Raw genomic sequence first — 11,283 nt, 5'->3', positions numbered from 1 at the left:
AACAAACCCCATACCACCCGTGTCGCGGCCTTTCAGTCCCCGGACTTCGGCGCCCTGGGCCATGTGCTGGACGGACAGGTGGACATCCGCCTGGTGACGACCAGCGCGGACCCCGGCCATATCGGGTTTTCCCTGGCCGGGCTGACCAAGCTCCCGCGAGTGGACATTCTGTATGCGCACGCCAACAACAGCCGGGATCTGGTGGATGCCGCAGTTCGAGGACCATGAACAACCAGCGCCGTCCGACGCTTAAACGCCCGAGAAAACCGCCATGAAAACCCTGATCTGTCTAGCCATCGGCATCTATCTTGCCGGTGCCGTTCAAGCCGCCCTGGCCTGCACCACCATCATCGTCGGCAAGCAGGCCAGCGTTGATGGCTCCCTGATCATCGCCCGCAACGAGGACACCGACAATGCCGTGGACCCGCAACTGCTGATGCGCCATCCACCGCGCGCTGAGGCCTATCGCTTTCGTTCCAATTCCTTCGGTAACCCGGCCAATAATCGCTTTACCTGGAAGATGCCGGCAGACACGCTTGGTTATGTCGCCTTTCCGGAATGGGAGAGCGTGCGGGCCGACACCCCCTCGTTCGAGGAGGTTGGCTTCAACGATCAAGGTGTGGCGCTGTCGGCCACCGAGACCATTTTCAACAGCGCGGCGGTGCTGACGGTCGACCCTTATCGGGTCAAGACCGGCATCGGCGAGGATGGCATCACCTCGGTGGTGCTGCCCCAGGCCCAATCCGCCCGCGCCGGCGTGCGACAGCTCGGCCGGATCATCGAGCGCGCCGGGGCCGGCGAGGGCTTTGGCGTCGCCTTCACCGACGCGCACGAGGCCTGGTATCTGGAGACCGTCTCCGGTCACCATTGGGTGGCGCAGCGGATTCCGGATGATGCGTATTTTGTTTCGGCCAATCAGGGGCGCTTTCAGCGGATCGATCTCGATGACCGGCTCAATGTGATGGCCTCGCCCGGGCTGGCGGCCTTCTTGACCGAACAAGGTTTGTACGACCCGACGCAAGGGCCGCTGGATCTCTTCGCCTGCTGCATCGAGAACGGCACCCATGACCACACCTACAACTCCCCCCGGGTCGAGCGGCTGCTGAATCTCTATTCCGGTCTGAACGAAACCCGTGACGACGGACACTTCACCCTGTTCCCGACGCCGACGCGCAAGCTCTCGGTCTGGGATGTCGCGCGCGGATTGCGCGACCATTACCAGGGCAGCGCGCATGATCCCTACACCCACCAGAACCCCAAGGAGCCCTGGCGTCCGATCAGCGTCTTGCGCGCCTCGCTGTCGCACATCACCCAAACCCGGCCGCATCTGCCCGCCGACATTGGCCGGGTGAATTACATTGCGCTCGGCATGACCGCCTTATCCGCCTATGTGCCCTTCTACTGGGGACTGAGCGAACTGCCGGCGGACTATCGGCAGGCCAGCGATCAGGCCGATGACGAGAGCTTCTTCTGGCGTTACCGCAAGCTGCAAACCCTGGTGTTTCAGGACTACCCGCACCTGGCACCCAGGGTTCAGCAGGCCATCGCCGCGTTCGAGCAGGACAACGCGCGCCGGCAGGCGAGGATGGAGCAAGGCTATCTGGCCACCTATGAGCAAGACCCGGCCGCGGCCAAGGCGCTGATTCAAAATTTCACCGACGAGATGCTCGCGCGGCAGCGTCGGATGCTAGAACGGCTGACCGGCACGCTCGCGAAGCAACTCGACATGGAAGACCTGACCAACGCTGACTACACCCGGATGATCCAGGAGATCGAAACCGCCTATCACTTTCATGGGGCTTGAGAGGAAAGAATGAAGAGTGAGCGGAGAGGAGCGAGAAGTGAGTTGCTCCGTCAATCCGGGAATTTGGTTCCCTCCGACTCTATACTCGCTTCTCTTCACTCTCTCCTCATAGAGCATCCGAGATGCGCGCACTCTTTAGGATAGCGGCCGCGCTGGTCGTGCTGCTGGGTCTGGGACTCGGTGCCGGACTGGCGCTGCATTGGCCGGTCGCCGCTCCTGCGCGGCCAGCGCGACCCGCCGCTGGCGAGGCGCAAGCCCCCGCCGACGCCTCAGGGGCTTTCGCCACCCAACTCACGCGCCTGGAAGCGGCGGTCGACGCCCAGCGCCGCGCCGACCAGCGGCAATCCGGTGCCTTCGCCGAGAATTTGCGCACCGCCGCCATGCGCCTGTCAATGTCGGGGCCGCTCGCGCCCCTCACCCAGCGCACTCTGATCGCGCTGGGTGAGCGCCCGGCACTGCAGAAGACACTGTTCTGGCTGATGCCCCTGGTTGGCTGGATGAGCGAGCCTTTTCTGTACCCGCTGCCGGCCGGTGCCGACCCGGCGGCGCGTCTGCAAGCCCTGATCGACGCCCGCGCCGCGGCCGGCATCCGTGTCACCCTTGACAATGTCGGCGATGCCTCGCACTCCGCAGCCAAGGCGGCGGCTTATCGGGATTTCTACCGGCGGCTGATTCTGGCAGCCGACGGTGGCGGGATGCCGCCGCCACTCTCCGTCTCGCTCAAGCTCTCGGCGCTGGTCGATGACCTGCCCGCGGCCCTCGGTGCGGCGGGCACGACCAAGCGCGCGGAGATCCTCGATGCCTTGCGCGCGCTGCTCGGCCCTTCCGCCGACGGAGCGCCGGCGGCGGTCTTCATCCGCGTGGATATGGAAGAGTATGCCTACAAAGACCTGACGCTCGCGCTCTTTCGCGAGTTGATCGAGACCGCGCCAGAGCTGGCCATGGACGCGACCGGTCAGAGCCGCATCGGAGTGGTGATCCAGGCTTATCTGCGCGATTCGGCGCGCGATCTTGCGAGCCTCGCGACCTGGGGCGAAGCGCGCGGTGTGCGCATTCCTGTGCGCCTAGTCAAGGGTGCCTATGCCGACGATGAAAAAACCCTGGCCCGGAACCAGCACCGCCCATCGCCGGTGTGGGATTTCAAGGCATCCACCGATGCGAGCTATCTGATGCTCGCCGACTACCTGTTGCGGCATCCCGAGCGTTTCGACACCCGCTTTGCCACTCATAACATGAGCACCCAGGCGCGGGTGATGGCCTTGGCGGCCGCGCGCGGATACCGACCCGAGCAGATCGAATTCCAGATGCTCTATGGCATGGGCGAACCGATCAAACAGGCCTTGGTGACGCTTGGCTACCCGGTGCGCGAATACGTCCCCGCCGGCTCCCTGGCCCGCGGACTCGGCTACGCCGGGCGCCGCTTCGCGGAATTGACCAATCCCGACAACGCACTGGCGCGCACCCTGCAGGGCGACTACTCGGCGCTGGCCGAGACACCGGAATTCGTCAGTGAACAGGATCGCGCCGCTGCCGAGGCGGCGCGTGCCGCGCTCATGGCCACTGGGCCAAAGGGGGCGCGGACCGGCACGACCTATGCGCTGCTGATCGGTGTCTGCGTGCCCTGGGCCTCGCCGCCGGCGGCGGTCTGCGAGCAAAATGTCGCCCTGATGGCGGCGACCCTGACGGAGACGCTTGGGCTCGATGAGCAACACCTGCGCACCCTGGTCGGCTCCGCCGCCCGCTATCAGGGAGTGGTGGACGCCTTCGCCTGGCTCAGGGCGTCGGTCACGCCGGCGGACCGGGTGATGTTCTACTACAACGGTCACGGCGTGCTGAGCGGGGACGACAATGGCGATGAGGCGGACGGTCACGATGAGATTCTCTGCCTGTGGTCGGCGCGCCCGCCCTTCAGCCGGCAGGCGGCGCTATGGACCCAGACCTGGATGAGCGACGATCGCCTTGCGGCCCTGTTGCGCGCGCTGCCCACCCGGCAACAGATCCTGATCATGGATACCTGTCATGGTGAGGCGACGATCCACGGATTTGATCGCGGAGGCGCGCCAACCCATTACGACCAGGGCCAGGCCGCGCTGCTGGCGGCGGCGCGCGCGGATCAGCTCGCGCTGACCGACGTGAGCGGTCGCTATGGACTCTTTACCCAAACGCTGGCCACGGCGCTGAAGGAGCGGCCCGCGACCCTGCGGGCGGCTTTCGATCAGGCCGCCGCCGCCACCTGGGCCGAGTCGCGCCGGCTTTGCCAGGCGCGCGCGGCGGACAGCGCCGGTCAGCCCCCCTGTGTCGAGCAGAGGCCGACCTTGACCGACCCCCTGCGTCTCACCGAGATGCCCTGGTAGCGGCAGCGTGCAGCCGCCCATCGGTCGGGCGTCTCGCGCGGCGACAGGATGTCGCCGCCACCCCGTCAGTCCGCGGCCGGTGCCGGCGCATCGGCGGGCGCGGCTGCGGATGCGGGCGACTCAGCCGTCTTGCCCGTGCAGGTCGCGCAGTCCGGGACCGTCTGACCACCGGCGGTCTTACAGTCGGCTTCGGATTGCGCGAGCAGACAGGTCTGATGGATGCAGCACAGGCTTCCCTCGGGGACATCCTGAGCCCCGGACAAGCCGAAAAACCCCGCACTTGCGGTGGTGGAAAAGGCCAGCGGCAGCGCCCAGGCAAGGGCGGATAGGGACATTTTCATTGCTCAAGAACCTCGTTGGAAGAGCAGAACAACCAGGGCCGAGCGGGCCTCCGTCGGCAGCGATAGAGTCATGGGATCAGCCGTTCAACGCAAGCGATTTCGCGCGATAAAGTCCGCCGTGCGCAGGGCGAGTGCCTGAATGGTCAGCGACGGCGAAGCACTGCAGCCCTGGGTGGGCAGCACGCTGGCATCGGCGATGAACAGATTATCGATGGCATGGCTTTGGCCATGGGCATTCACCACCGAATCGGCCGCGGTGCGGCCCATGCGCGCGCCGCCGCAGAAGTGCGTTGCCGCGGAACGATCCCAGCTCGTCCACTGCCCCAGCGTCTCCAGTGCGCCACTGGCCGCCGCCAATGCCCGGCAGCGGGCAAGCATCGAGCGCAGCGTGTGCAGATCGCGCGCGTCTAGCGTCATGGTCACCCGCGCCTTGGGCAGCTCATAAACGTCGCGCTGCTGTGGGTCCAGGCTCAGCCGATTGTCCGCGCGCGGCAGTTGCTCGGCGCTGGCGGCGATGGCCGCATGGGCGCCATAGTGGCGCTCCATGAAGCGCCGGTGACGGGCGCCGACGCCAGGGGCGACATGCACCGCGAAGCTCGCCGGACTGATCAGACCATCCGGCGCTCCCCAGGAGGCCAGGCTATAGGCGTTGCAGCCATCCGCCTGTGGTCGCGCGAAATCCCAGGCGCGACTGTCCAGCGCGACGCCCCGGTAGGACTTAAGCCGCTGCGGGAACAAGAGCAGCAACCCGGCATCGAGGTTTTCCATCAGATAGCGTCCGACCAGCCCATGCTGGTTCAGCAGACCCTGTGGATGCTCCCGGCTGGCCGAGAGCAGCAGCAGGCGCGGCGTTTCCAGCGCGCCGGCGGCCAGCACGACCACCGGCGCATGGAAGTTCTCGCGGCGCGCGCGCTCGACCGCGATGGTTGCGACCCCCATCGCCCGCCCATCGGCGCCGAGCAGCACCCGGCTGGCGATGCGACCGGTCAGGATGCGCAGCCGCCCGGTGCGCTCGGCCGCGGGCAGCAGGGCGACATCGACGCTCGACTTGTCGCCGATCATGCAGCCGAAGGCGCACTGCTTGCAGCGGATGCAGGCCGGGCGGCCCACCATCGGCCGGCTCAGAATCGCCAGCGGGTTGGGCGCCAGATGTATCCCGAGTTCACGACCGGCGGCGGCGATCAGGGCGCTGGCCGGGCACAGACGGTGCGGCGGGTTCGGATAGGGCCGCGCGCGCGGAAACGCCGGATGCGCCGCGCCGGCGACGCCGAGCAGTTGCTCGATGCGGTCATAGTAGGGTGCCAGATCCTCGGTGGAGAGCGGCCAGTCCACGGCCAGGCCAAAGTCGCTCCGCATCCGCAAGGCGTGCGCCGGAAAGCGATGGGCCTCGCCCTGATAGCGCAGGGTTGACCCGCCAAGACCGCAGGCACGGATATAACGGAAGTGGCGCTCGTCCCTGAGCTGGCGCCGCAGCAGGCTGCTGGCCAGATCCCGATCCTCCGCGGTCAGCCGCTGCGGGGTCACCAGATCGTCATCTGGCACATGGGACGCAAAGGCATCCCGGAATTCCCAGTCCGGCAGATGTCCGAAGTAATCCCGCGCTGGCTCGAAGCGCGGCCCGCGCTCGAGCAGCAGCACCCGATGACCGGCCATGACTAGGGCATGGGCAAGGGTTCCCCCGCCGGCACCGGCACCAACCACAATCGCCTCGGCATCCATTGCGACGGTCTCGCCGGCCGGCATCAGCCGGCATCCCCATCGCGGTCGTCAAGGATCCGCAACTGCGGCCCCTGGTACCCGACCTGCGTCCAGCTACTCGGGTGGTTGTAATAAGCCTTGAGGGCGATGACAAGCAGCCTCCGTGCCAGGAAGACCAGGCTGCCATCCGGCCCGTTCAGCCGCGGCTCGTCAAGATCGGCCAGCAAAGGCGCAAGATCCGCGACGCCGGCGGGCGCATACTGCTGATCGACATAAGCCAGCAGCGGCCGCAGCCAAACGAGGATGGCGGGTTCCAGGCTCGCGGACAGGCTCAGTCGCGGATCATCAATGCCAACCAGCGCTTGCATCAAGGTTTCCAGACCGGCCCCCGAATCACCGCTGCCACCGGCGACGGCAGGGATATTTTTGCCCAAGCTCGCGCCGACCAAGGCCCAGGGTAGCGCAAGAAACGTCCGTCGCCGCATTAGCGTTGTCATGGGTTGATGGCACCCGGCGCCCCACTGCCATTAAGTTAGAGCATTTTCATGACGGCTGTCTGGAATTCTGAGGGCCGAAGCGCGTCTCAGGGAGCTGGCGATCTTGTCTGGGGAATACTGATGCCGAAAGCGTATTCAACCGATTTGCGGGAACGGGTGATCGCGGCCTGTGATCAGGGTGAGCGAGCGGCGGCGGTGGCGAAGCGGTATGCCGTGAGCGAATCCTTCATCGAAAAGCTCAAACAGCGTCGCCGTGAGGCTGGCACCGGGCCGCGAAACCGCATGCTGGCGGTCGTCACCCGCTCTTGGGCGCGCAGAGCGAGGCACTCCGGGCACATGGAGGGCGAAGCCCGACAGCACGTGAGAGGAACTACGCGACGGGTTGGGGCGGTCGGTCGCCCTCCCCACCTTGTGGTATCACCTCCGGCACTTGGGCCTGACGTTCAAAAAAAAACCTGAAGGCGGCCGAGCAGGAACGCCCGGACGTCCGCCTGGTGTTCGTCAATGAAACCGGGCGGTACCTGGCGATGGTCCTGGAGTGGGGCTGGGGGCCACGCGGTGAGCGCGTCCGGGGCACGGTGCCGCAAGGTCATGGGCAGACCTCGACCCTGGTGTTGGCGTTGCGCCAAGCCGGGCTGGTGGCACCGATGGTGACCGCCGGGGCGATGACGGGGCCGTTGTTGTTGGCCTCTGTGAAAGCATTGCTCTGCCCGGCCTTGGCGGAGGGCAACCTCGTCATCTGGGATAACCTGTCCGCCCATTCGGTCGCCGGGGTGCGCGAAGCCATTGAAGCCCGTGGCGCGACCCTCCAACCACGGCCACCGGCTCAGCGTATATCGAGAAAGCCTTTCGTTTTGCGGCCGATGCGGACCCCTCGGCGCGGCTGGTGTATAACGATTTCAATATTGGCGAGGATGTCGTGCATCTTCTTCGGACTTTGAAGGACAAGGATGTTCCGATTCATGCCGTCGGCATTCAGTCACATGTCATGAAGTGCGATGCTTCGATTCTGGAACCGCTTCAACGACTCTGTCGCTCCGCCAAGGAGATGGGATTGGATGTCTTGATCACTGAGTTTGATGTCTTTGACAGCGCCTCTTTTTCCGAGGATGAGACAGTCTTCGCGAACGTGATCGGCGCATTGCCGACACCACTCGCAGGTATCTTGAGATGATCCTGTCAGAATGCACACCAACAGAGATTCTGACCTGGGGCTTCAGCGACAAATACACCTGGCTCGCCAACAATCGGAAGTTTAATCCCCGTGGCATTCCTGCCAGACCCTTGCCACTCGATCAGGAGTTACGCCGCAAACCCATGTGGCAGGAGATTTATCGGGCATTGCGGTCGATAGCGGCTTAGTCGGAGCCCTCGCGGCGGTTCACGTGAGCTGGCCACCTTTCTGCAACCGGAGCATGCCATGCTTTACCCCGAATTCGGGTTACCGAAAAATCCCGACAAAATCATTCAGCGTATCCATGATGAAATTTGGCTGCGAATCATTCAGCTCCATGAAACGCCAAGCAAAGAATGGTTTGAAGAAATTATCTATAGGCATATTCGGAATTGGGGTGGAGACGAATGGCGAGACGAAATCATTCAGGCGACGATGCCGGACGAATTTTTAGGAAAATAGCGTCGGGCGTCAGCCGCCTGTATAGCCAATTGGTAAGGTAAGACGTGAACACCGCCTACCCGCGTGTCAAAGAAGACCTGCTTTACCGTCTTTACGGTGACGCCCTTGGTATCTTCATGGATGTCAGACGCTCGGCTTTGGTTTCTATACAGCGTCTTAAGCTTTTGGCCAGGACAGAAGGTGACCATCCGACGGGCCGTCATCGGGATATCCTCACCCGTCTTCGGATTCGGACCCGGACGCGCGCGTTTGTCATGGAGAGCGAAGTTGCCGAATTCGGACAGCTTGACCTGCTCACCCTGCTCCAACTTTGAGCGAATCGCTTCGAAAAACTGCTCGACGATGGTAGGACTTCACTACTTGTTCCCGACCGACGACGAGGGCCACCAGCAGATACTGGGGTGGAATCGGCGTCGCCCCTTCCGAGCTGGATCGAGCGCAGGCAATGCGGGTCCAGCCCACCAGACCGGACCATGACCGCTCTTCGGACCGGCCAGCGCCTCGGCGGTGTTGGGGTTTGGGATCAATGGAGCAGAAAATACGTTTAAGCTGGCAACCCCTATTTTTTCAAGAGGATAGCCTGTCACTAGTCGAGTGCTCCCAATAGCCCATGCACCAGTGATAGTGTCCGAAATCAGGTGCGAAGCCTATCAATAGGCTGTTTTTCAATTTTGATAGCCTGGCTATCAATGCTCCAAGAGCCTAATGATTGGCTTACATGCGTTTTCTGTTCCGTTGATCCCCAAACCCGTGTTGAGATCCATCGTCTGTCCTGACACACTCAGCGCGTCGCTGGCGGACTGTCGAAACAGGTGATCCCCGTGCGCGTTTCGAACGCCTGACATGGACTCAGGTAGGAGACGCTGTTGTCCGTATGAATGGCGACCACATGGCGCCCACCATTGGTGCAGGCCACGGCCACCAGCGCGTCACCGTTCGAGGCGGTACCCAGCGCCCGCGTCGTCTCGACGCCCTGGCAACGATCCCCGAAACGGTCAACGGCGATCTGGAACGCCTGCTGGGCCAACTGCGCGCTGGCCGGTGCCGCCACGAGGGCGATTACCAAGACGAAGGGCGTACTGCGCCAGGGTGTGCTGGCGGGTTGGGAGTCATCCATGGTTTAGTGTCCTCAAGGGTTCGGCGAGCGGCTGGATTTCCATCAGGTCACGGCCGGCGCCTGATGCAGAAAGGTATCCTCGGTCAACTGTCCGAGCACGAACGCCGCCACATCGGCACGGCTGATCCGTCCACTGTTGATGGGTGCCGTCAGTGCCTTGGCGTTCTTTTCACGGCTTCAGGATCGGCAACTTCAGCGGCGGCAGAATCCAGATGCCGTCAAGACCACCGCTTGAGCGATTTCGTCAGTCGTTGGGCTTGTCTCCACGCGAATACATGTTTGCATGTATTATTGACAACATGCTAACTTAGAAACGGGCGTACCGTTGCATGATGCATCTTGCCGTCTGGGCAGCGGGATTCGGTGGTGAATCAACTTCGGCTTCGGCCTTGCCCTCGACCTCCATTTGCGTCAACATGCTTGCATGTTTGAAAGCAATCAAAGGATCATGGCCGCATGAAAACCATTGCGATCATTTCGCAAAAAGGCGGCACCGGGAAAACCACCCTCGCCTTAAATCTCGCGGTGGTCGCGGAAACTGCCGGCTATGCCACCGTGATCATCGACCTCGATCCGCAAGCCAGCGCCAAGGAATGGTCCAAAAGCCGTGACGCTGACACGCCCGTCGTGATCTCCGCCCATGCTTCGCAGCTTGACGAAGTCTTGGCAACGGCCAAGGAGAATGACGCGGCCTTCTGTCTCATCGACACCGCTCCACATTCCGAACGCGACGCTTTAGCCGCCGCCAGAGCCGCCGACTTGATTCTGATTCCTTGCCGTCCGGCCATCCTCGACCTGCGGGCGATCACCGTGACCAAAGAACTCGCGGATCTGGCCAACACGCCGGCCTTGGCCGTCATCAACGCCGCCCCGCCGCGTGGATCGCTCGCGGACGAAGCTGGCGACGCCATTTGCGGATATGGGTTGGAAGTGGCGGATGTGGTCGTGACGCAGCGGATGGTATTTGTGCATTCCCTGACGGGGGGACAAACCGTGCTGGAGTTTGAACCGGACGGCAAAGCGGCGGACGAAATTCAGGCGCTGTTCAAGCTCATCTGCAAACAAGTGAACATGACAACCATCAAGAAAACGGTCAAGAAAGCGCGACCGCGTGAGACGAGGCGAACCGCATGACGAGCCATTCCCGCAGTCGGAAAAGTAACCTTTCGGCAGCTTTAGGGGCGTTCGACAATCGCGCCCCTGTCGCCAAGGAAACCGCTGACCCCACACCCGTGCCAACCTCGTCCGCGACGGGGCAGCCGAAAGCCCCCTTACCGCCTAGCCGCCAAGGCAAGAAGGCGCTGACCGGGTATTTCGATCCGGCGGTACTCAAGCAGATCAAGATGATGGCCGCCGCCGAGGAAACCACCATCCAGGCGCTGATGACCGAAGCCATTAATGACCTGTTCAAGAAGCACGGAAAACCTCATATTGCATGACTTTATGACGACATGCAATGCATGTCGTCATGCAAGCATGTATTTATGTTGTATGATTGGGCTATCAATCATTAGCTTTCAGAGAGGATGGCGGCTCATGAAATGCGACTTGTTCTACTCCACCTTGCATGAAGTTCTGTTGGCAGATGATCATGGCAACATGAATGCAAGATGACCTGCACGCACACGGATTTCGTGTCGGCACCCACACGCGACCGGCACCGAGGGTGGCGGGTTGACCGGCAAAGACCGGCCAGGTAAAGACGAAGACATCGCCCGCGTCCCGCCTCGTGTACACTTCAAACGGAGAATAATCATGCCGATTATCTGGCGACCACAGTTAACGACGGGGGACGAGCGGATCGATCAAGATCACAAATATCTTTTTACGATCTTT

12 protein-coding genes and 2 pseudogenes are annotated in these 11,283 nt (G+C 62.9%); 9 read left to right on the top strand and 5 right to left on the bottom strand.

Annotated features, from left to right (window positions below; genetic code table 11):
• The 3 genes from QZY07_RS26185 to QZY07_RS26175 form a co-directional block, all read left to right on the top strand.
• On the top strand, nucleotides 1-228 hold a 228-nt coding region (locus QZY07_RS26185), incomplete at its 5' end, for a hypothetical protein (RefSeq protein WP_295409177.1).
• A gap of 43 nt (nucleotides 229-271) precedes the next feature.
• Nucleotides 272-1,804 (top strand): C69 family dipeptidase, encoded by a 1,533-nt coding sequence (locus QZY07_RS26180; RefSeq protein ID WP_295409175.1) that lies wholly within the window; start codon nucleotides 272-274, stop codon nucleotides 1,802-1,804.
• A 122-nt stretch (nucleotides 1,805-1,926) separates the two neighbouring features.
• Nucleotides 1,927-4,158 (top strand): proline dehydrogenase family protein, encoded by a 2,232-nt coding sequence (locus QZY07_RS26175; RefSeq protein ID WP_295409173.1) that lies wholly within the window; start codon nucleotides 1,927-1,929, stop codon nucleotides 4,156-4,158.
• 65 nt (nucleotides 4,159-4,223) lie between these two features.
• Here the strand turns inward: QZY07_RS26175 and QZY07_RS26170 are convergent, their stop codons facing one another.
• The 3 genes from QZY07_RS26170 to QZY07_RS26160 all read right to left on the bottom strand — a co-directional run bounded on the left by QZY07_RS26170 (nucleotide 4,224) and on the right by QZY07_RS26160 (nucleotide 6,565).
• Entirely contained in the window at nucleotides 4,224-4,493 is a 270-nt protein-coding gene (locus tag QZY07_RS26170; RefSeq protein ID WP_295409170.1) for a hypothetical protein, read from the bottom strand.
• 90 nt (nucleotides 4,494-4,583) lie between these two features.
• Nucleotides 4,584-6,242: a GMC family oxidoreductase gene (locus QZY07_RS26165; protein ID WP_295409168.1), complete on the bottom strand. Its 1,659-nt coding sequence runs from the start codon at nucleotides 6,240-6,242 to the stop codon at nucleotides 4,584-4,586.
• On the bottom strand, nucleotides 6,242-6,565 hold the full coding sequence (locus QZY07_RS26160) for a hypothetical protein (protein WP_295409166.1): 324 nt from the start codon (nucleotides 6,563-6,565) through the stop codon (nucleotides 6,242-6,244). Before QZY07_RS26160 ends, QZY07_RS26165 begins: the two co-directional genes overlap by 1 nt.
• Nucleotides 6,566-7,221: 656 nt before the next feature.
• On the opposite strand from QZY07_RS26160, the gene QZY07_RS27635 reads away from it, so the two are divergent.
• From QZY07_RS27635 to QZY07_RS26145, 4 genes and pseudogenes are all read left to right on the top strand, one after another.
• Entirely contained in the window at nucleotides 7,222-7,635 is a 414-nt protein-coding gene (locus tag QZY07_RS27635; RefSeq protein WP_363184896.1) for a transposase, read from the top strand.
• Nucleotides 7,521-7,868, top strand: a pseudogene (locus QZY07_RS26150) (endo-1,4-beta-xylanase); the annotation flags it as partial. The gene QZY07_RS27635 and the pseudogene QZY07_RS26150, both read left to right, overlap by 115 nt.
• Nucleotides 7,865-8,056: an endo-1,4-beta-xylanase gene (locus tag QZY07_RS27630; protein WP_363184892.1), complete on the top strand. Its 192-nt coding sequence runs from the start codon at nucleotides 7,865-7,867 to the stop codon at nucleotides 8,054-8,056. The pseudogene QZY07_RS26150 and the gene QZY07_RS27630, both read left to right, overlap by 4 nt.
• A 58-nt stretch (nucleotides 8,057-8,114) precedes the next feature.
• Nucleotides 8,115-8,330, top strand: coding sequence for a hypothetical protein (locus tag QZY07_RS26145; RefSeq protein WP_295409162.1), 216 nt, complete (start codon nucleotides 8,115-8,117; stop codon nucleotides 8,328-8,330).
• Between the two features lie 155 nt (nucleotides 8,331-8,485).
• Here QZY07_RS26145 and QZY07_RS26140 read toward each other — a convergent pair.
• A pseudogene (locus tag QZY07_RS26140) lies at nucleotides 8,486-8,725 on the bottom strand (HU family DNA-binding protein); the annotation flags it as partial.
• A gap of 386 nt (nucleotides 8,726-9,111) precedes the next feature.
• A complete protein-coding gene (locus tag QZY07_RS26135) occupies nucleotides 9,112-9,447 on the bottom strand; it encodes a hypothetical protein (protein ID WP_295409160.1) in 336 nt (111 codons plus the stop codon).
• A gap of 456 nt (nucleotides 9,448-9,903) precedes the next feature.
• On the opposite strand from QZY07_RS26135, the gene parA reads away from it, so the two are divergent.
• Both parA and QZY07_RS26125 read left to right on the top strand, forming a co-directional pair.
• A complete protein-coding gene (gene parA / locus QZY07_RS26130; RefSeq protein ID WP_295409158.1) occupies nucleotides 9,904-10,581 on the top strand; it encodes a ParA family partition ATPase in 678 nt (225 codons plus the stop codon).
• A complete protein-coding gene (locus tag QZY07_RS26125) occupies nucleotides 10,578-10,886 on the top strand; it encodes a ribbon-helix-helix domain-containing protein (RefSeq protein WP_295409156.1) in 309 nt (102 codons plus the stop codon). Before parA ends, QZY07_RS26125 begins: the two co-directional genes overlap by 4 nt.
• Nucleotides 10,887-11,283: the final 397 nt, after the last annotated feature.

Source organism: uncultured Thiocystis sp. (assembly GCF_903866365.1).
Lineage (GTDB): Bacteria > Pseudomonadota > Gammaproteobacteria > Chromatiales > Chromatiaceae > Chromatium.
This window is presented reverse-complemented; position numbering and strand designations above follow the sequence as displayed.